Source organism: Mesorhizobium sp. M0207 (assembly GCF_040321995.1).
In the GTDB taxonomy this organism is placed as follows: Bacteria; Pseudomonadota; Alphaproteobacteria; order Rhizobiales; family Rhizobiaceae; genus Mesorhizobium.
Map to the genome: position 1 here is coordinate 22589 of NZ_JAMYSQ010000033.1, position 20155 is coordinate 42743.

At 63.3% G+C, this 20155-nt stretch carries 19 protein-coding genes and 2 pseudogenes; 5 read left to right on the forward strand and 16 right to left on the reverse strand.

Translation table 11 applies throughout. From position 1 onward, the window contains the following. Window positions 1–123 precede the first annotated feature (123 nt). The 14 genes and pseudogenes from NKJ15_RS33115 to NKJ15_RS29285 form a co-directional block, all read right to left on the reverse strand. Window positions 124–320, reverse strand: a pseudogene (locus NKJ15_RS33115) (hypothetical protein); the annotation flags it as partial. Between the two features lie 128 nt (window positions 321–448). Then, window positions 449–792 (reverse strand): annotated as a pseudogene (locus NKJ15_RS29225) (ATP-binding cassette domain-containing protein); the annotation flags it as partial. A 7-nt stretch (window positions 793–799) separates the two neighbouring features. Continuing rightward, entirely contained in the window at window positions 800–1819 is a 1020-nt protein-coding gene (locus NKJ15_RS29230; protein WP_352685817.1) for an ROK family protein, read from the reverse strand. After that, entirely contained in the window at window positions 1819–2541 is a 723-nt protein-coding gene (locus NKJ15_RS29235) for a ribulose-phosphate 3-epimerase (RefSeq protein WP_352587490.1), read from the reverse strand. The genes NKJ15_RS29230 and NKJ15_RS29235 overlap by 1 nt, the downstream gene beginning before the upstream one ends. Then, window positions 2538–3365 carry an alpha/beta fold hydrolase gene (locus NKJ15_RS29240; protein ID WP_352685815.1) on the reverse strand — a complete coding sequence of 276 codons (828 nt, stop codon included), beginning with the start codon at window positions 3363–3365 and terminating at the stop codon, window positions 2538–2540. Before NKJ15_RS29240 ends, NKJ15_RS29235 begins: the two co-directional genes overlap by 4 nt. Then, entirely contained in the window at window positions 3365–4183 is an 819-nt protein-coding gene (locus tag NKJ15_RS29245; RefSeq protein ID WP_352685814.1) for a sugar phosphate isomerase/epimerase family protein, read from the reverse strand. Before NKJ15_RS29245 ends, NKJ15_RS29240 begins: the two co-directional genes overlap by 1 nt. Further along, window positions 4183–5259, reverse strand: coding sequence for a Gfo/Idh/MocA family protein (locus tag NKJ15_RS29250; protein ID WP_352685812.1), 1077 nt, complete (start codon window positions 5257–5259; stop codon window positions 4183–4185). The genes NKJ15_RS29245 and NKJ15_RS29250 overlap by 1 nt, the downstream gene beginning before the upstream one ends. Before the next feature lie 4 nt (window positions 5260–5263). Then, a complete protein-coding gene (locus NKJ15_RS29255) occupies window positions 5264–6085 on the reverse strand; it encodes a sugar phosphate isomerase/epimerase family protein (protein WP_352819262.1) in 822 nt (273 codons plus the stop codon). 188 nt (window positions 6086–6273) lie between these two features. Further along, a complete protein-coding gene (locus NKJ15_RS29260; protein ID WP_192254565.1) occupies window positions 6274–7116 on the reverse strand; it encodes a carbohydrate ABC transporter permease in 843 nt (280 codons plus the stop codon). A gap of 5 nt (window positions 7117–7121) precedes the next feature. Further along, complete coding sequence (locus NKJ15_RS29265; RefSeq protein ID WP_352819264.1) at window positions 7122–8018, reverse strand: carbohydrate ABC transporter permease; 897 nt, start codon at window positions 8016–8018, stop codon at window positions 7122–7124. A 139-nt stretch (window positions 8019–8157) separates the two neighbouring features. Continuing rightward, window positions 8158–9405 carry an ABC transporter substrate-binding protein gene (locus NKJ15_RS29270; RefSeq protein ID WP_352819266.1) on the reverse strand — a complete coding sequence of 416 codons (1248 nt, stop codon included), beginning with the start codon at window positions 9403–9405 and terminating at the stop codon, window positions 8158–8160. 120 nt (window positions 9406–9525) lie between these two features. Beyond that, window positions 9526–10671 (reverse strand): ABC transporter ATP-binding protein, encoded by a 1146-nt coding sequence (locus NKJ15_RS29275; protein WP_352819268.1) that lies wholly within the window; start codon window positions 10669–10671, stop codon window positions 9526–9528. Between the two features lie 90 nt (window positions 10672–10761). Next, the gene (locus tag NKJ15_RS29280) at window positions 10762–11712 is read right to left on the reverse strand and encodes a PfkB family carbohydrate kinase (RefSeq protein ID WP_352819270.1); all 951 of its coding nucleotides are present in this window, start codon (window positions 11710–11712) and stop codon (window positions 10762–10764) included. Window positions 11713–11715: 3 nt separating this feature from the next. Then, window positions 11716–12516, reverse strand: a complete 801-nt coding sequence (locus NKJ15_RS29285) for a beta/alpha barrel domain-containing protein (protein WP_352819295.1) — start codon at window positions 12514–12516, stop codon at window positions 11716–11718. A gap of 162 nt (window positions 12517–12678) precedes the next feature. Between NKJ15_RS29285 and NKJ15_RS29290 the strand changes: the two genes are divergently transcribed. The 3 genes from NKJ15_RS29290 (at window position 12679) to NKJ15_RS29300 (ending at window position 15847) form a co-directional block, all read left to right on the forward strand. Beyond that, window positions 12679–13440 (forward strand): DeoR/GlpR family DNA-binding transcription regulator, encoded by a 762-nt coding sequence (locus NKJ15_RS29290; RefSeq protein WP_352501408.1) that lies wholly within the window; start codon window positions 12679–12681, stop codon window positions 13438–13440. Between the two features lie 253 nt (window positions 13441–13693). Further along, window positions 13694–14842, forward strand: a complete 1149-nt coding sequence (locus tag NKJ15_RS29295; protein WP_352819272.1) for a Gfo/Idh/MocA family protein — start codon at window positions 13694–13696, stop codon at window positions 14840–14842. 18 nt (window positions 14843–14860) lie between these two features. Continuing rightward, on the forward strand, window positions 14861–15847 hold the full coding sequence (locus tag NKJ15_RS29300; protein ID WP_352819274.1) for an alpha/beta hydrolase: 987 nt from the start codon (window positions 14861–14863) through the stop codon (window positions 15845–15847). On the opposite strand, the gene NKJ15_RS29305 is transcribed toward NKJ15_RS29300, so the two are convergent. Continuing rightward, entirely contained in the window at window positions 15835–16857 is a 1023-nt protein-coding gene (locus tag NKJ15_RS29305; RefSeq protein ID WP_352819297.1) for a LacI family DNA-binding transcriptional regulator, read from the reverse strand. The two genes, NKJ15_RS29300 and NKJ15_RS29305, sit on opposite strands and share 13 nt — an antisense overlap. 264 nt (window positions 16858–17121) lie before the next feature. Here NKJ15_RS29305 and NKJ15_RS29310 point away from each other — a divergent pair, with 264 nt between their 5' ends. Continuing rightward, window positions 17122–18072, forward strand: a complete 951-nt coding sequence (locus NKJ15_RS29310; protein ID WP_352773587.1) for a sugar kinase — start codon at window positions 17122–17124, stop codon at window positions 18070–18072. Window positions 18073–18080: 8 nt separating this feature from the next. Then, a complete protein-coding gene (locus tag NKJ15_RS29315) occupies window positions 18081–19370 on the forward strand; it encodes a D-tagatose-bisphosphate aldolase, class II, non-catalytic subunit (protein WP_352819276.1) in 1290 nt (429 codons plus the stop codon). A gap of 484 nt (window positions 19371–19854) precedes the next feature. On the opposite strand, the gene NKJ15_RS29320 is transcribed toward NKJ15_RS29315, so the two are convergent. Continuing rightward, complete coding sequence (locus NKJ15_RS29320; protein ID WP_352819278.1) at window positions 19855–20055, reverse strand: hypothetical protein; 201 nt, start codon at window positions 20053–20055, stop codon at window positions 19855–19857. Window positions 20056–20155: the final 100 nt, after the last annotated feature.

Below are 20155 nucleotides of genomic sequence, written 5' to 3' on the forward strand. Positions count from 1 at the left end.
GACAGAAAAGCAAAGCCGCCCCCCGGAAGCATTGTTAGAGAGCAATGAGGTGACGCTGCACGATGGTTTTGTCAACTCGGCCGATTCATCCGTCGCTCGCGCGCCGTCTTCCGAGCCAAAGGAAGCTGTGATTGCGGCGGTATATATGCCGGCGCTGACATTCGTGTCGCCCGCCTCGACCCGTTGCAGGGTCGAGCGCGAGGTAAAGGCGCGCTCGCCACCAGCGCCATTGGGAGCCGCCGCCGGGCATCGTGGATATTCGCTCCCAGCCTGCGCAGGGCGCGTCTGACCGCGGCCGGAGGATTGTTGGGAGTGGGCATTTGACACCCTTGCACTACAGATTACGCCTTGAGACTCTTGAGATGGACATTCTCGCAAACGGCTACCGATCCGCGCGTTGTCGATCCTCCGCAGAGCGCAGGCTGCCGCCAGGGGCCACCACTCCGGATACGTCGGCCGCCTCCTTCACCTTGCGCTCCCGCTCCTGCGGCGGCACCCCAGTGATCTTCAGTGCGAAGCCCCCTATTCTCGGCCACACTCAAATGCGGATAGGCCGCATAGGACTGGAACACCATGGCCAGCCCACGCGCGGACGGGTCGATGTCGTTGGCGCGCACCGTCGATCATGAGGTCGCCTGCGCTGATCCTTTCCAGCCCGGCGATCATGCGCGGCAGCGTGGACTTCCCTCAACCGAACGGGTCGACGAAGACGATGAATTCGCGGTCCTCGACGTCGAGCTCGATACCCTTGATGATCTCGGCGGCTCCATAGGATTTGCGCGCGCCGCGCAGCTTGAGCTCAGCCTTGGCTTGCCTCCCTGGCGCCGGTTGTCGTCTCCTCGTTCTGCACCATCGCCAGCGCCGTGCCGGGCTCGCCATCCCATAGGATCAGGCTCGCCGCGCCGACCAGGCCCGCCCGGTCGCCAAGTTCGGCCGGAACGATCGGCACGTCGCGATAGGCTTCCATGGCGCGGTGCTCGACGGTCGCCCTGATGGTCGGTGCCAGGAGGTCGAAGCCGTTGGAAAGGCCGCCGCCCATGACGATCAGGTCGGGCGAGTAGAGATGCAGGAGGTTGGTGAAGCCGATGCCCAGCCACCGCGCCTCGGCCTCGACCAGTGGGCGAGCCGCCACATCACCCGCCCGCGCGGCCTCGACGACGTGTCGCGCCGAGACGTCGCCATTGTTGGACAGCCGCCGGAGCAGCGAGCCGTCGCCCGGCGCGGTCAGCCGTGTCGCCCGGCGTCCGAGCGCCGTACCGGAGGCGACCGCCTCGAAGCAGCCGACGGCGCCGCAGAAGCAGCGGTCGCCTTCGCCGGTGATGGTCATGTGGCCGATCTCGGCCGCCAACCCGCGCCTGCCGTGATAGATGTGGCCGTCGGCGATGACGCCGCCGCCAATGCCGGTCGACACGGTCACGAATACCAGCGATCCGGTGCCGCGGCCGGCGCCGAAGCGCCATTCGCCGAGGGCCGCCGCATTGGCGTCGTTCTCCAGCCGCACCGGCAGGCCGAACTGCCGGCTGAGGATGTCGATCAGCGGCACATTGTGCCAGCCGGCCAGTGTCGGCGGCCCGATGACGATGCCCGCCTTGGGGTCGAGCGGGCCGGGCGCACACATGCCGATACCGGTGACTTTCGCTTGTGGGTGCTCCTTGAGCAACATGGCCGCCAGCGTGATGATTTGGCCGATCACCGCCTCCGATCCTGCGACGGCAAGCGTCGGCGCCGAGACGCGGGCGACGACGTCGCCACCGCGCTCGACCAGCGCGCCGCGCAGCTCCGTGCCGCCAAGATCGAAGGCAAGCGCAAGCGTGCTCATCAGGCGGCTGCTTTCAGCCCGTGCAGCCAGGCGATGCGTTGCGCAAGGTCAGGGTCACCGAAGGCGAGCGAGCCCAGCACCACGGTGTCGGCGCCGGCGGCGCGCAGCAGCGGCACCGTCTCATGGCGGATGCCGCCATCGGCGGCGAGCACGATATCGGCCTCGCGGCCGGCTTTCCTGATCAGCGCGCGCGCCTCGATGAGACGCGGGCAGGCCTGCTCGGACAGGCTCTGGCCCTTGACGCCGATCAAAGTGCCGAGAAGCGTGACGAACGCGACCTCGGGCAAGAAAGGCACGATTGCCGCGACCGGCGTCTCCAGCCTGAGCACGACGCCGGCCTCGGCGCCGAGCTCATGCGCCAGCTTGACGGCGCGCAAGCCCGCCTCGCCATTCTCGGCATGGATGGTGATGAGGTCGGCGCCGGCCTCGATGAACTGCCGCGTCTGCGCCTCGACGATTTCGGCCTCGACCATCAGATGCACATGGATCGGCTTCGCCGTCAGCTTGGCGATGCGCGCCACCAGATCCGGGAAGAACAGCAAGCCGGGGGTGAAGCGGGCGTCGGCGACGTCGACGTGATGCAGATCGGCATGGGCCTCGATGCGCTTCAGGTCGCGCTCCATATTGGCGAGATCGGCCGACCACAGCGAGAATTCGCCGAGCAGCCGGTTGCGCGGCAGAGCGGCTATCGCGGCGGGGCCTGAGAGAGATTTGCTGGTCATGACGGAATGAGGCTCCGGACGTTCGAGTGGGCGTGAAGGAAGGCCGAGATCTCGGCGTGTAATTCGGTGAAATGCCTGGCGCTGTCGAGCGCCTTGGGGGTGATCTCGGCGAAGATCGCATTGGGGATGACTGCGGCGAGCGTATAGGCGGCCGACAGCGGGTGGACCGCGTCGCTGGCGTTGCCAATGGCCAGCGTCGGGATGCGCAGGGCGGCGGCGTCGCGCTCGGAAATCCCGGGCCCGTCGGCGGCGATGTTGGCGAGCACCTGCGCAAAGGCGTGGGCGTCCGGCCGGTCGAAATAGCCGAACAGCGAGGACAGGTTGTCGGGCGCCTCGCGGTAAAGCCGCGTCGCCGTCTCGGATTGCGCGAAGATACTCCGCGCGCTCTCGGCGCCACGGTCGAGGATGAGTTCGGCGACCTCGGTTATAGGCTGCATGTTCACCGGTGCTGCCGTGAACGTCCACGCCGGCCGCACCAGCACCATCGCGGCGACGCGGTCGGGATGGCGGCAGGCGAGGCGGAGCGCGATCGCGGCACCCATCGAGACGCCGCCGGCAACGAAGCGGTCGAGGCCGGCCTGGTCGGCGGCCGCGAGCACATCGTCGGCGAACATCTCGAACGAAAATGGCCGTCGCTCGCCAAGGCCGGAGCCGCCATGGCCGCGGCATTCGAGCGTGATGCGACGAAAGCCTGTGGGGAAGGTCTGCGCAACCTGCGCCTCGCCGCCACCCAGCCCGTGCTGAACGACGACCGCCAGCCCGTCGCCCGTATCGGAAACCCGAAGCGCGGCGCCATCGCGGAGCAGGATCGTCGGGCGCGCCATCACAGCAGCCCCTTGAGGAAACGGGCGACGCCGGGCGCTTCCCCGGCCGAAAGCCCATGCGTCACCAACGGCCCGTCGAAACCTGTCGCCTTCAGCCGGGCGATGAAGTCGGCGAAGTCGACGACGCCTTGCCCGGCGGTGGCAAACCGGCCGTCGGCGAAACGGTCCTTGGCATGGGCCATGGCGACATGGCTTGCCGTGCGCTCGACTGCAGCCGCAACCATGGCGCGCGCCTGCGCGGCATCCGCCTGTTCGAACAGGTTTGCCGGATCGAGCACGATGCGCAGCCGCTTCGAACCCATCTCGGCGATGAGCCGCATCGCGTCAGGAGCGGAGGTGACGATATTGGTCTGTTCGGGCTCGATCCCAAGATTGACACCGTGACGCTCGGCGAGTTCGAGCGCCTTTTCCATCTCGACCGCCATGTCGGTCCATGCCGAGGGATCGGCATTGTCAGGATGGTGCGCCCATTGGTCGTCACGATTGCGCGTTCCGGTGCAGAGCGTGACGAGCGGCGTGGAAAGCCTTGCGGCGGCTTCGATCACCATCGCCAGCCGACGCAAGCCATCGTCGCGTACCTGCTTGTCCGGATGCGCCATGTTGTAGGTGCCGGACAGCGCCACGAGACCGACGCCGGAGCTGTCGACTGCGGCATTGATTGCCCAGATCGCCGCTGCGGGAACATCATCCGGCATCGATGGCAGGCCGGCGCATGCGAGATTGAATTGGGTGACCGCAAAACCCGCGTCACGGACCGACGCCAGCACGCCGGCCGGCTCGCTGCCCGGGAAGGTCTTGGCGAACACCCCGATCTGCATCAGACCGCTCCCGTCACGCCAGCAATCTCGACGCGTTCGCCGCTCTCGACCGAGCGCGCGATCGCCACCATGGCGCGGATTGAGGCGAGCCCGTCGTCGACATTGGCGCCGCGCATCGGCTTGCCGTCGAGCACCGTCTCAGCGAGGCCTTCGAGCTGGCGGCGGAAGAAATGGCCGTCTGCGCCAAGCGGCTTGCGCGACGTCGCATCCTTCTCATGGAAGATGTCGACCTCGCTTGCGCGGAAATACCAGGGATTGAAGGTCTTCGCGATCACCGAGCCGTTTTCGCCATAGAGCTGGAAACCTTCATGCCAGTCCATGCGCACGGCAACCGTGAGGTCGAGATGGCCGAGCGCGCCATTGGCGAACTCGGTCTCGACGAACCAGCAATAGGCGCCGAATTTCTCGTTGAGGCGGGCTCGTACAGCGGTGATCTCGCCGCACAGGAAGCGCGCCGTGTCGACGAGATGCGAGCCATGCGCCAGCATGAAGTATTGCCTGAGATCGGCCTTCGGATTGCCGGCCGGCTTCCTCGCCAGCTTGCTGGTAATGGGCAGAGGTTGGATCGCGTCGGTGTTGGTGTAGCGATGGGTGGAATCGCAATACCAGGCCTTCAGCGCCAGGATCTCGCCCATCTCGTCGCGCACGAAATCGCGCGCCGCTTCGAGAGCCGGGTCGAAGCGCTTCATGTGGCCGACCTGCAGCACCTTGCCGGAGCGCTTGACCGCGTCGGCAAGCTTCTGGCCTTCCTCGACCGAGACGCCGATCGGCTTTTCGCAGAGAACGTGCTTGCCCGCCTCGAGCGCCTTGATCGACATCGGCACGTGATAGGCGTCCGAGGTGGCGACGATCACCGCCTCCAGCGCAGGGTCGGCGAGCATCGCGTCATAGTCGCCATACATCTTCTGCGGCTCGTAGGTCGCGCCCATACGTGCGAGCAGATCGGGTGCTGCGTCGCAGATCGCGTAGAGATCGGCATTGCTCGCCTTCACGCAGGATTCCAGATGCGCGAATTGAGCGATCGGCCCGCAGCCGAGCACACCGACACGAAGACGACGGTCTTTCTTGCGGATCATCGTCTCAGGCTCCGTAGCCGCGCATGGTCTGGCGGTTGGTCTTGACCGCGCCGGCCGGATCGGCGGCGGCGGTCTCGGACTCTTCCTCCAGCACCAGCCAGCCATTGAAGTTGGGTGCCGCACTGGCGATCTCGATCACCTTCGCGGTGTCGCAGACGCCCTTGCCGAGCATCGCCCAGGTGCCGCTCGCGTCGACATCCTTCAGGTGCACGTAGCAGATGCGATCGCGATAGGTGGTGAGCGTGTCGGCCATATCCTTGTGGCCGCGCAGGATGTGACCGGTGTCCGGCACCCAGCCTACCAGCGAGGCATCGAGCAGCCCGAAGATGCGGTCGCAATCGAGGCGGTCGTAGAGCAGCGTGCTGTGATGCGAGCTCGGGTGCACCGCGACCTGGACGCCGGCCCTGCGGCCGAGTTCACCAGCCTTGTTGTAGACCTCGGCCGCAATGGCGAACTTGTCGTCGCGCGGACCGTCCGACACGACGGTGGCCGAGCCCATGGACACCATCGCGCCCGGAAAGGCGGCGGCGAAATCGATCCAGCGCTTGGCGGTCTCGAGGTCGGCGCCGATCTTCTCCTTGAGTGTGAAGCCGCTGTCCGAACCGAACGCGAAGGAGACCAGCGTCAGGCCGGATGTCTTCAGCGCCGCAGCGAACTCCGCCGGCTTGCCGGCATAGCGGCCGATCATCGTATCGGTGATCTCGATGCCGGCATAGCCGCCATCGGCGATCGCTTTGAGCAGGTCGTCGGGGCCGCCGGCAAAACGGTCTCCGAGCATTTCCCAGGTGAAGGTCTGGCAGCCGACTTTGAGGTCTTTCACGTTCATCCTTTCATTCCTTGATTCCACCTGCATAGGCCCTTCGATGATGTGGCGCTGGAAGAACGGCTCCAGCACGATCAGCGGCGCTATGACGACGCTTGAGGCCGCGGCGATATCGCCTGCCAGCAGAGAAGGTCCAATCCATCGATTTCGATGCGCGGCCTACTCCATCAGTTCTCTGTGGGAGGGACATCCTACTTGACCGAGCCGGCGGTCATACCGGCGAGGAAGAACCTCTGGGCAACGAGGTAGATGAGCAAGAGCGGTAGCGAGCCGAGCACGCTCATCGCCATCATCTGGTTCCATTCGAAGGCGTGCTGCCCCATCAACAGCTGGATGCCGATCGGGACGGTGCGCATGGACGTTGACTTCGTCAGCGTCAGCGCAAACAGAAATTCGTTCCAGCACAACAGGAAGGTGTAGACCGACGTCGCCACGATACCAGGCAGTGAAATCGGGACGATCACCCGCCAGAGTGCGGTCCAGCTGCTGCCGCCGTCGACAGCCACCGCTTCATCGAGATCGCGGGGCAAGGTGTTCAGATATCCCGTCATCAGCAGGATCGCGTAGGGCAGCGTAAACACCAGGTAAGTCAGGATCAGTGCGACGTAGGTGTCGAAGATGCCATACGAGACGACAAGCCCGAAGAAGGGGATCAAAAGCGTGATCGGCGGGATCGTCTGCGTGCTGATGATGAGTGTGTTGAGGCTGCCCTTGCCGCGGAAATTGAAACGGCTGAACCCATAGGCCGCCAGCAAGGCGATCAGCACCGTCAGCACGGTCACCGCCCCGGCCACGAAGTAGCTGTTGAAGAAGAAGCGCAGCTTTACCGGGTCGCCAAGGATGGCCGCATACGCTTCCAGCGTGAAGGCCTTCGGCAGGACGGTTGGTGGCAGGGCAAAGATTTCGGTATTCGACTTGAACGAGCTGCTCAGCATCCAGTAGATCGGGAAGGCCGCGAAAAAGAGCCCTGCAGCAAGCGCGACATGCAGCGCGACGGTGATCAGCCTGTCTTTCGGCGTGTGCCTTTTCCTCATGGTGACTACCGAGCCTTTTGATAGCGGATGTAGAACAGCGTCAGGCCGAGGGAGATCAGCAGGATGACCACGGCGCTCGCCGACGCCTGCGACAGGTTGTAGCTCGAAAACGCCAGCTTGTACGTGTAGGTGCTGAGGACCTCGGTCGAGTAAATCGGACCGCCGCCCGTCGTTATCCAGATCAATGGAAAGACCTGCATGGTCCAGATGAAATCCAGCAGCGAGATGCTGATGATGATCGGCATCAGCTGCGGGATCGTGATGAAGATCAGTTTCTGGTAGGCCTTCGCCCCGTCGATATCGGCGGCCTCGTAGAAATCGTTGGGAATGCCCTGCAAGCCTGCGAGCAGGCTGACCATGAAAAGCGGATAGCCCGCCCAGATGTTGGCGAAGGTGACGGCGTGCAGCGCGGTCTCGGGCGAGGAAAACCATTCGACCTTGTAACCGATGATGCCGATTTGCATGAGAATGCTATTCACGACACCGTTCGGCTCAAGCAGGAGGCGCCAGATCACGGCGATAATCACTGCGGTGAACAGCCAGGGCAGTATGTAGAGCACGCGCAGGATATTGCGCAGCGTCGGATTGATGCGCTCGCTGTTCAGCATGAGCGCGAAGGCCATGCCGATGGTCATGTGGAAAATGACACTCATGCATGTGAAGTAGAGCGTGTGCCACAGCGAAGCCCAGAACACGGGGTCGTCGAAGATCGCCTGGTAGTGTTTCAGTCCGGCAAAGGACGGGTCACGACGCAGCACCGCGCTGTTCTGGAACGAGTAGGCAATCACCGTCACCATCGGCAGCAACATCAGAAGCCCGATTATGAGCAGCGAGGGCGACAGATAGAGGTAGGGTGCGACCGCTCGTTTCAGCTTGTGGTGGGAGCGCTTTTGCCGGGTCATGTGCCAACCTTGGGATACGCCTTCAGCGAGAAGGTAAGCTTCGGAAACAGGTCCATCTCAAATTTCCGATCCGTTGTTGCCGGGTGGCCTGCCCGAAGTCAGGCCACCCGGTCGAACATAGCAAACGGGAACAGGCCGATCAGAATTTCGCCATCCAGCCCTTCTGAGCGGTGGCTGCAGCTTGTTCCGGAGACTGCTCGCCGGCGAGCATCTTCTGGGCTTGAACGTCGAACTGGGTCATCAGGTCTTCAGCCACCGGCAGGCCCGTGAACTCATTGGCGAGATAACCGGTCTTAAAGATTTCAAAAGCCTTGCCGAAAGCTTTGTCCGAGGTCACGAAATCGGGTTTGGCGTTGACGTTGCCCGGGAAGGCGTTTGCAAGCGACACGAGCTTGGCGTTCACCTTTTCACTCATCAGATATTGGACGAGTTTCCAGGCCTCTTCCTGATGTTTCGAGGCAGCAGAGATGCCGATGCCCCAGGAGGCATAGGGAAGGCCGCGCTTGCCGGTGTAGTTTTCTACGACCGGGACCGGGATGAGGTCGAAGTTCAGCTTGGGGTTGCGTTTGCGGATGAGGTTCACATGCGCGAGCGAGTCGATCATCATCCCGACGCGGTCGTTGACGAATTCCTCGACCTTTTCCTGCTCGGTCTTGGTGGCGATGCCGGGCGAGATGGTGCCGGCGTCGTTGAGTGATTTGACGAAGGTGAGCATATCCACCACCGGCTTGCCCTCGAGAGCGGGCTTGCCGTTCGCCATCATCGACTGACCCGAAGCCCAAACCCAAGACATCATGTCGTTCTGGACGCCGGATGGCGTTTGCAGCGACAGGGGCAACACCCAGCCATACTGGTTCTTTTCGGCGTGCGTCATCTTCTTGGCGGCTTCGAGAAACTCCGCGCGGGTCGACGGTAGCTTGGTCACGCCTGCCTGGGCGGCGAGGTCCAAATTCACGAAGACCGGATAAACGAAGGAGGCCACGGGAAACATCACCGCCTTGCCGTCCACCTTGATGATGTCCGCGACCTGGCTCTTGTCGAAACCACTCGCATCCATCATCGGATTCATGTCGGCGAGTGCGTTCTGCGCATTCAGATTGTTCACCCAGGCGCCGTCGAGACCGACGACGTCGCTGAGCGTTCCGGTTGCGGCACCCACCGAGATCTGGTCTCGCGTGGTCGCGTAGGGGCCGCTGACCAATGTCACCTTGATTCCGGGGTTTGCGGCCTCGAAGTCATCCATGATTGCCCTGAGCGAGCCAGCCGGCAATTCAGGCTCCCACCATTGGGTGAATTCCAGCGTCGTGTCCGCCATGGCGCTGGTTGCGCCAAGCAACCATGCGGCCGCGGCTATTTTCAGCATCGCGGGTTGCATCCGAAACATCATTTTCTCCTCCTTCTACAAGATCGACCGCACAATGCGGACGATTGTCTGGTTTATTCAGAAGCCTTCTTGCGAGTATCTTTCGCAGGCGCCTCCCTCTCGCCTGCGGTCTGCTGCAGATCTTCAGATCGCTAGATGCGTCTCGGGATCGAAGAAATGGAACTTGGCATCATCCACGGCCAACCGGATTTCCGAGTCGGAGTGGATGGCGCTGGCCGGTTCGAATCTCGCCACCGCGTTCGATGCCAGGCCAAAATCCTCCGCTGCGTCCGGATCGCCGGAGTCCACCCGGACCGCGTCGATGTTCAGGTGGACGATATGTTCAGAGCCGAGCTCTTCGATCGAAGTCACCTTTGCCGGTATCGTCTGATAATTGCGGCCGGATTCGAGGCCGCTGTCATAAAGATCCTCGGGCCGTATGCCGAACACGATCTTGCGCCCCTCATAGGACCTCAGAGCGGGCCTGCCGACGAAAGCTGCATCCTGCAATCGGATGGCGAAGTCGCGAAAACCGAGCTCGCCGCCCTTTAGGGTCGCTTCGAAAAGGTTCATCGACGGAGAACCGATGAAGCCGGCGACGAAGGCATTCACCGGCGACTCATACAGTCTCTTGGGTGTGTCGACCTGCTGCAGCACGCCGCCCTTCAACACCGCGACCCTGTCGCCCATCGTCATCGCTTCGATTTGGTCGTGGGTCACGTATATGGTCGTTACGCCGAGCTGCTTTTGCAGGCTGGTGATTTCGGCGCGCATTTGAACACGCAGTTTCGCATCGAGGTTGGAAAGGGGTTCGTCCATGAGAAAGGCGGCCGGCTCGCGTACCATGGCGCGGCCCATGGCAACCCGTTGGCGCTGTCCGCCTGACAGGTTCGCGGGTTTGCTGTCCAGCAAAGACGTCAGCTGAAGGGTTTTGGCGATCTCGTCCACGCGCTTCTTGCGCTCGGCCTTCGGCTTGCCTGCCAGCCGCATCGAAAAGGCGATGTTTTCGAACACCGTCATATGCGGGTAGAGCGCGTAGCTCTGGAAGACCATCGCGATGTCGCGGTCCTTGGGCGGCATGTCGACGACGTCGACTCCGCCGATCCGAAGGCTGCCGCTTGTGATGTCCTCCAATCCCGCGATCATTCGCAACGCGGTGGATTTGCCGCAGCCGGACGGGCCGACGAGAATCAGGAACTCGCCGTCCTCGACCGATAAGTTCAATTGGTCGATTGCGCGAAAATTGTTCCCGTAAGTTTTGCAGATATTCTCTAGAATGACTTCTGCCATCTTCCTCCCTCCACAAGTATAAGCCAATGAGTCTTATAATTTTGCTCGGCTTATGTTCACCTGCGAAATATTTCGTCGGATAGTTTCAGGCTATGTTCCGGTATCGACGTACGCATTTTTCAGTTCGACTGCTGGCGGCGCGTTCGTCGATGCCAGGAGTTCCGTGACCTGGTCGTCGGTCGGAAGCGCCTCGCGCCCGCCACGCCCCGTTATCGAGAGGGCCGCCGCCGCGGCCGCGAATGCCACCCGGCCTGCGGTGTCGGCTCCGCGCATCAAGGCATGCGCGTAGGCGCCATGAAAGCAGTCACCCGCGCCGGTCGAGTCGACGACCACCACCCGGTGCGGGGGCAGATGCCAGAGACCTGTCTCTTCACGCCCGCGATAGTACACGCCCCTGCCGCCATCGGTCAGAACCACGGCGGACCGCGACGGCGACCACAATGCATCGAGCATCTCGGCGGGCGATCGGCGCCCTGTGGCAGTCCGTGCAAAGCCGAGGGGAAGAATGAGATGGTCGCAGAGCGCGATCAGCCGCTCCGTGGCTGGGCCGCAGCTCCATTCGATATCGCCGAGGATCGCAAGGCCGAGATCGCGAGCGCGAGCCACGACATCCAGCGACCGGATCGCGTAGCTATCGACGATCAGGACAGTCGCGCGGCTGAGGACCTCGTCCGGGAAGTCCGACGCGGTGCCCAGCATCGCGTCGTCGTCATACGCGATGAACCGTTCCCCGTCCGAGCCGACGGTAATGCGCGAGCGCACCGGGCGCGCGTCCGGGTGGCGCGGCGCGAATTCGGTTTCAACACCGCTCGCAACGAGATCGCGCAGCACGGCATCGTCAGCGGCGCTGCCCAACCATCCGACGAACCCGGCGCTTCCGCCGAGCCGCGCGACGGCGGCTAGCGCCGTCGCGACATTTCCCCCGAAAGACCGGGCACTATGCAGAACCTTCCCCTTGCCCGCCGACAACGGCTGATCGACATAGACGATGTCGTCGATCGCAATAGCGCCGAAGCCGAGGATTGAAGGGACGGTGGGCATCGTTCAGGCACCCGCCTTCGCCAGGGCCTCTTGCGCCGAAAGGCCGTCATGGATGACGCCCCGAAAGGCAAGCGCAGCCTTCTCCGGATCGCCATGCCCCCAAAGATTGCGGCCTACCACGGCACCGCGTGCGCCGGCACGGATGGCGTCCGCCGTCTGCTTAAGCGCGCCGAGCAGTGTATCGGTTTTCGGACCACCCGCGATCACAACCGGCACCGGGCAGGTCCGGACGGTCTCTCGGAACGACTCGAAATCGCCCGTGTAGCCGATCTTGATCACGTCGACGCCGGACTCGTAGCCGATGCGCGCCGCATAGGCGATCTCGTCGGGGGTGAAGACGATTCTTGCTCCGTCGGTGAAATCGCGTGGGTAGATATGCGCCACCACAGGCATGCCGTAGCGCGCCGCCGCGTTTACCGAATCGGTGAGCCAGCGTATGTATTTGCCCTCGGTCGCGCCGCGCACCGGAATGGCCACGGCCAACGCATCGGCCCCGGCGCGCACCGCATCCTCGGGCGTTGCGATCAACTCGCTGATGCGATCGTCCGGAGTGAAGCAGCCCGCCTGAATCACCAGGGAAGCCTTGCCCGCATATTGCGGCCAGAGATGGCGCGCGGTGCCAGGCTGGATGCTGACGTAATCGGGTCTGCCCGCCATGACGCGTGCAAGCGCTCCCGGCAGGTCGGCAAGGCCGCCTTTGCGCACGTCACCATAGCCGACGAAGTGGTCGACGGCGCCGCCAAAAAGGTTCCCCGATGGATGCGAGAAGAGGCGCGCAAGACGCACCTTGGTTCCTAGGCTCATGAGTGCAAAATTCCCCAATCGTTTGATTTCAAAATCCTGGACCCAGTGTTTCCGAAAGAAATAAGAAAAACAATCTTTCGAAAGCTTTCGAATTTGCGTATTTTTGCTAAGCTGAGCCGAGGCCAGAGCGGTTGCTTGGCGTAGGGAGGCAAGGGCAGGGCAATGTTGTCGGAGCAGAGACGCCAATCGATCCTGGGTGAGGTGCAACGCAGCGGACAGGTTCGCACGAAGGACCTGTCAGACGGGTTTGGCGTGTCGGAAGTCACGGTGCGCTCCGACCTCGAGATACTGGACCGAAAGGGACTACTGACCAAGACCCGTGGAGGGGCGGTGACCCGTACCACCGATTCGACTACGGCCGCGTTCGCCCGGCGGATGCAAGCGAACCTCGACGCAAAGAAGCGCATCGCCCGGGCGGCGGTAGACCTCTTCGAGGACAACCAATCGGTCATCTTCGACGGCGGCTCGACATTGATGCAGCTTGCCATGCAGTTACCGCCGCTCAGCAATGTCGTGGTCGCGGCCACGGCCATGAATATCGTGCAGCACCTTATGCATCGTCCCGGGCTCGACGTTCATATGATCGGCGGCCGGGTCTATCCCGACACGGTGAGCACACTGATCACCGATGCCGATACGGCTCTCGGCGGCTTGGTAGCGCATCAGGTCTTTGTTGGAGCGCATGCGATAGACTCGTCACTGGATGTGGTCGACGTGAACGAAGACATGGCGCGAACGAAGCGAAACCTCGTTCGCATGGCCCGGCGCGTTGTCCTCCTCGCCGATTCGAGCAAATGGGGCGTCAGCGGGACCTCCAAGGCATTTTCGCTGTCGGCCGTCGATGTGGTGATCACCGACGATGGCCTGCCCGGTCCAATACGCAGCCAGCTTGATAGGATCAGGGCCAAGGTGATCTATGCCTGAACCCGTCTCGGTTCCTACCGCGACGGAAAGATCCAGTGCGCGCATGACTCACGGGATTCGCATCGGCCGTTGGCCGTTTTTCATGTCAGTCATGTTCTCCTCCTCAAGGCTGGCGGCCTCCAATGCTGCGCCAGCGTTTTCACATGCTCTATAAAAATTTTACGCGCGTCAAGATTTAAAATGTTATATAGCGGCTTTCGACTATGAACCTTGCCGTAGCCAGGCCATGACCGCGTTAGAGGTACGATCTGAAATGCACAGAAAATCAAAGACAAAGCTCGGCGTCGGCGTCATCGGATGCGGCAACATCTCGATGACCTATTTGCGCAATGCGGCTCTGTTCGGCGGGGTAGAGCTCAGCGCCTGCGCCGACATTTCGGCCGATATGGCTGCGCTGCGCGCCAGGGAGCATGGCATCCGCGCACTCGGCGTCGACGCGCTGCTGGCCGACCCGGACATCGATCTTGTTCTCAATTTGACGATACCGGCGGCGCATTTCGACATTTCGCTTTCGGCGCTTTCGGCGGGAAAGCACGTCTTTACCGAAAAGCCTTTGGCGACATCGGCCGCCGACGGCCGCCGGCTGGTCGAGGAGGCGAGGGCGCGCCGGTTGCAGCTCGGCTCGGCTCCCGACACCTTCCTCGGCGCTGCCGGCCGGCGGGCGCGCCGGCTGATGGATGAGGGTGCGATCGGCCGCGCTGTGACCGGCACCGCCTTCATGATGGGGCGCGGCATGGAGCACTGGCATCCCAATCCGCAATTCTACTATCAGCCAGGCGGCGGCCCGGTCTTCGACATGGGCCCTTACTACCTGACGATGCTGGTCAACCTGCTCGGCCCGGTCGAGCGCGTCATGGCGATGGCGACGCGCGGTCAGGAGGAACGTCTGATATCAGCCGAAGGTCCTTACAAGAACACCAGCTTCAAGGTCGGCACGCCGACCACCATCCTGTCCCTGCTGGAGTTCCGCTCTGGCGCCACCGTCACCTTCGGCGCGTCCTGGGACGTGTTCAAGCACTCCAACCATCCGATCGAACTGCACGGCACCGAAGGCTCGCTGCGATTGCCCGATCCCGACACATTCGGCGGCACAGTTTCGCTCTCGGCGCGCGGCGACGACTGGGCCGATTTCGCCAGCGAGGCCGAACTCTACGGTGCGCGCAACTGGCCCTATGTCGCACCCGACCGCGCCAACTACCGCATGCTAGGCGTCGCCGATCTTGCGCGGGCGCTGGCCGATGGGCGCAAGCCCCGCGCCTCCGGCGATCTGGCGCTGCATGTTCTGGAGATCATGGAGGCGATCCTGGCTTCGGGCGAAAGCCGCGGCTCGATTGCCGTCAATGGGACCGTCGACCAGCCGCCGCTGCTCGGCGAGGACGAGGCGGCAGGTCTGCTTGCCTGATGGGGAGGGAGATCCATGATGACATCGCCTTCAGCGCCGTCCCTGTCCCCACTCGACCCGGAAGCCCGGCATGTGCTCGAGCTCGGCCGGCAGGCCGACGCCTTGCCATTCGAGACCGGTACACCGCAACAGGCACGCTGTGCCTACGAAGAAGGCCTTCCGGACCAGCAGGGTGAGCGCGAGCCGGTGGCTTCGGTCACTGAGCGCGCCATCCTTGGACCCGGCGGTTCGCTGACGCTCAGGATCTATCGCGGGCAGGACGCGCCTGATGCAACTGCCCCGGCGCTGCTTTACCTGCATGGCGGCGGCTGGGTGATCGGCAATCTCGATTCCCATGACGAGATCTGCCGCTGGTTCGCCAATATGGCGGCTTGCGTCGTCGTTTCGCCCGCCTACCGGCTGGCGCCGGAGCACAAATTCCCGGCCGCGGTCGAGGATTGCCGCGCCGTGCTCTCCTTCATACAAGAGGCACCTGGCGATCTCGGCATCGACGCTCTGCGCATTGCCGTTGCCGGCGACAGCGCCGGCGGCAATCTCGCCACGGTGCTTAGTCTTCTCGCGCGGGGCGATCCTATTCCGTTGACCGCGCAGCTGCTGTTCTATCCCAACACTGATGCCGCGCAGACGGCGGACAGCTATCGCCGCTTCGCCGAAGGTTTTGGCCTGACCGCCTCGACCATGGCCTGGTTTCGCGATCACTATGTCCGCTATGCCGCCGACATCGACGACTGGCGCGCCTCGCCACTCAGGGCGGAAAGCCTCGCGGGCGCGGCGCCAGCCTTCGTCGCCATCGCGGGTCACGACATCCTCGCTGATGAAGGCGAGGCCTACGCCGGGCGTCTGCAAGATGACGGTGTGCCGGTCGTGCTGCGGCGTTGGCCAGGCCAGATCCATGGTTTTGTTTCCATGGGCCGCCATGGCACGGCAGCGCGACAGGCCGTTGGCGCTGCGGTCGCCGCATGGCGCGGCTTCGATTCGGCTTTTGGGAAAGATCAGGCCGACTGACGCATCACCAGCGTCGCATCGAGACTGACTTTGGGTGGGATCGCCGTGTCGTCCTCCTCAAGCACCGCCAGCAGCATCTCGACGCTGCGCCCGGCCATCGAGGCGAAGTCCTGCGCCATGGTGGTGAGACCGGGGCAGGTGTAGCGGCTGAGTGGATGATCGTCATGGGCGGCTACCCGCAGGTCGCAATCGCCCTTGCGGCCGATCTTGAGTCCGCGCGCATAGGCGGCGGCCATCACGCCAAAGGCCAAGCGGTCATTGTTGCACAGGATGGTCTTTCCCGCCAGGCCGCCATTGTCGAGCATCGTTTCCGTCTGCTCGTAGCCGATCCGTTCGAAATCCCAAGTGTAGTCCTCGGTGTTGCCGATGACGACCGGCTCATGCCCGAGCCGCTTCATCGAGGCGACATAGCTCTCCAGCCGTTCCGGCGAGTTGTGGTTGACATGCGGGATGTCGAAATAGACCGGGGCGCCGCCGGACCGGCAAAGATAATCGACGATGGTCGAGACGCTCTGTGCGTTGTTGTTGCCGACGAACGGCGTCCCGCCTTCGAGATAGGTGTCGAAATAGACGACCGGGATCGCCTTCGTCAGCTTTTCCAGCGTGCGGTGGTCCGAGCGCACGCCGAGCGGTGCGATCAGCGCGCCGGAGACTTTCAGCGACAGGATCGTTCGCGTTGCCTCCACTTCGAGTTCGCGCGAGCCGTGCGAGGAGATCACGATCGGCCAGTAGCCCTCGTCGCGCAGCCTGAGTTCTATGCGGCTGACCATCTCCGAATAGAAGGGATCGGCCACCGTCGGCACCATGATGCCGATGCTGCGGGTACGCTTGCGGTTGAGGTTGCGCGCGAACAAATTGGGCTGGTAGTCGGACGAGCGCAGCGCTTCCTCGATGCGCTTTCGCGTCGCCGGCTTGACGCTGGTCGGATCGTCGAAATATTTCGACAAGGTCGGCCTGGAGACGCCACAGGAGCGGGCGAAATCCTCCATCGTCTTGTGCTTCATCGCCAGCGATTCCCCGCCTTCCGGAAACCTCGTTCCTTGTGCTGTCCGGCACCTACTTACGGTGCGCCGGCGTGCAACCGCAAGGCAAAATTTTACAGAAAACTGTAGCTGTTTTAACGCGTATAACAAAATTATTCCACGCGTAAATTTATTAATTGGCGCAAAAAGTGCAAGCCGTATTGACTCTGGATGTCGGTTGCCGCCAGGCACAATTGTGCGCGACTGAAGTCCGCAGTCGGACTGGAGCGAGACGCCGGGAGGAATTCCGCGATGAAGAAGCTGGTCTCAGCCGGCGAGATCCTCGTCGAGATCATGGCCGAGCGTATCGGCCAGAGCTTTCTCGAACCGGGCCCGCTGCTGGGGCCTTATCCGTCCGGCGCGCCCGCCATCTTCATCGGCCAGGCCGCAGCGCTCGGCCAACCCGCCGGCCTGATCGGCGCGGTCGGCGAGGACGATTTCGGCCAGTTGAACATCGAGCGGCTGCGGACCCTGGGAGCTGACGTGTCGGCGATCGCGGTTCACAAGGGCCACGCGACGGGCACCGCCTTCGTCACCTACCGGGCGGATGGCAGCCGGCACTTTGTCTTCAACATCCGCAACAGCGCCGCCGGCCTGGTCGGGATCGATGCCGCTGCGACAAGCATGCTGGCCGGCGCCGACCATGTCCATATCATGGGCTCGTCACTGTTCTCCGACCGCGCCACCGATGTCGCGTTGTCGGCGATCCAAACGGTGAAGGCCAAGGGCGGGACGGTGTCCTTCGACCCCAACATTCGCCGCGAGATCATGCAGGCCTCCGGCATGCGCGAAGCGCTCGACCAAGTGCTCAAGCAAACCGATGTCTTCCTGCCGAGCGGCAACGAACTGTTCCTGTTTTCGTCGGCCGGCGACGAAAAGGGCGCGGTCGACGACCTCCTGCAGCGCGGCGTTTCCTGCGTCGTCCTCAAGAAGGGCGCCGACGGCGCCGCCTTCCACGACCGTCACGGCACGGTGGCCTTGCCGGGCTTTGCCATCAACGAGGTCGATCCGACCGGCGCCGGTGACTGTTTCGGCGCTGCCTTCGTCTCATTCTGGCTTCGTGGTGCGGCACCCGCCCAGGCGCTCATGATCGCCAATGCGTGTGGCGCGCTAGCCGTTACTCGCAAGGGGCCAATGGAAGGTATCTTTCCGCTGGCCGAGGTTGAGGCTTTCGCAACCACCGCCGGGAGGGGCCGGCCGTGAGGGCCGCGATGCAGAGATTTGCCAGCATCGCGGTGAAGCGCGCCGCGGGTGAGAAAGGCGGCATCGCCTCGATCTGTTCGGCGCATCCGCTGGTGATCGAGGCCGCGCTCCGCCACGGCGCGTCGCGCGGTTCCGATGTGCTGATCGAGGCGACCTGCAACCAGGTCAATCACGAAGGCGGCTACACCGGCATGACGCCCGCCGGCTTCCGCAGCTTCGTCGAGGGCCATGCGCAAAGGGCCGGCTTTCCGCTCGATCGCCTGATCCTCGGCGGCGACCATCTCGGTCCCAATCCGTGGAAGCATCTTCCTTCCGCCGAGGCGATGACGAAGGCGAAGGCGATGATCGACGCCTATGCCGGCGCCGGCTTCACCAAGCTGCATCTCGACACCAGCATGGCTTGCGCCGACGATCCAGCCGCGCTTGCCGACGAGACCATCGCTGCACGCGCCGCGGCGCTTGCGGCCGTCGCCGAGGTGGCGGTCGAACGCATTGGCGGCGAGAAACCGGTCTACATCATCGGCACCGAAGTTCCGGTGCCGGGCGGCGCGCTCGAAGCGCTCGACCATATGCATGTCACCGAACCCGATGACGCCCTGCGCACCGTCGAGATCCACCGACAGGCATTTTCGCGCGCCGGCCTCGATGCTGCCTTTGCGCGTGCGGTCGGCGTCGTCGTCCAGCCGGGCGTCGAATTCGGTAATGCCGAGATCATCGCCTACGCGCCGCGGAAGGCGACGCAGCTGGTCGCCGTGCTCGGGCGCATGCCGCAATTCGTCTTCGAGGCGCATTCGACCGACTACCAGCCAAACGAGGCGCTTGGGGCTCTGGTGCGCGACGGCTTCGCCATCCTCAAGGTTGGACCCTGGCTCACCTTCGCGCTGCGCGAGGCGTTGTACGGGCTGAGCCACATCGCCGACGTGCTTGCGCCAGACCCGTCCCGTGAAAGCCTACCGGCGGCGATGGAGCGCGTCATGCTGGCCTCGCCGGACAATTGGCAGAAATACTATCCGGGTACGCCGGACGAGCAGCGCGTGCAGCGGCACTTCTCCTTCAGCGACCGCATCCGTTACTACTGGCCGACGCCCGACGCACAGCACGCGACACAGACGCTGCTGGATTTTCTGGGCGACAGGGACATTCCCCGCCCTTTGATCAGCCAGTATCTGGGGCAACTCGATGCCGAGGTTGCGGCAGGTCGGATCGAGCCCGTCGCGCATGACCTGCTGATTGGCAGCATCACCCGTGTCCTCGATTCCTATGGGCGTGCGACGTTACAGCAGCGCGGATCGTCCTAGATTCGCCGTTGCAGGGTCGAGCCGCGCCCGGAGGACGCGCGTGATCTAAGATGTGCGCTCAGCCGACACACGCGGAGCCTATGCCGGACCTTCGAAGTTGGGCTGCTGTTGGACTAATATAAACAGGGCACAGCCAATTCGACGGTGAGAGCATCGCGGAACCATACGGAACGATACGGGAATACTTCTGATTTTGGCCCACGAAAAACCCAATCAAATCGACGTTCCTAGCACATCCTCCGGGCCCACCATTGTTATTATTTATCAATGACTTAGCGGTATGCTTTGGCTCGGGGCCAAGTAATAACTGGCGAACCGCCGTCCATTGCGTTTGATTTTATTGACTTATGGTGGGCTCCGGAGGCCGCAGATGTGTTGCTAACCGGCGGTGGAGTGTCAGGATCGTTTATCAAGTGCTTGAACGACGCCGGCAGGGTGTTCGGAATGGAAATCCGCGCATAGTCCCGTCGCAATCAACCTCGAACTACTGTCTGGATGCTACATCGGCCATCGCCGCACCCCACCCTGCGGCGATCTCGTAGCCCATGCGTGAGAAGCCGAATTCGCGATCGAATGTGTTCGGCGCTTTGACACGCCAGTTCTTCATGACCTCGCCCGGGGAGGCCGCCAGCAGCGGTGACGACCAAGTCACGCTCGCCGGCGCGGAGTTCACGACGGCGATCATTTGGCGTAGCTGGGAACAGGCCGGCGACGTCAGGCAAGACCGTCCGGCTGCAGCTAGGAAGTTAATCGCAACCCACGGCGGACGGCTCCGTACGCGCGCG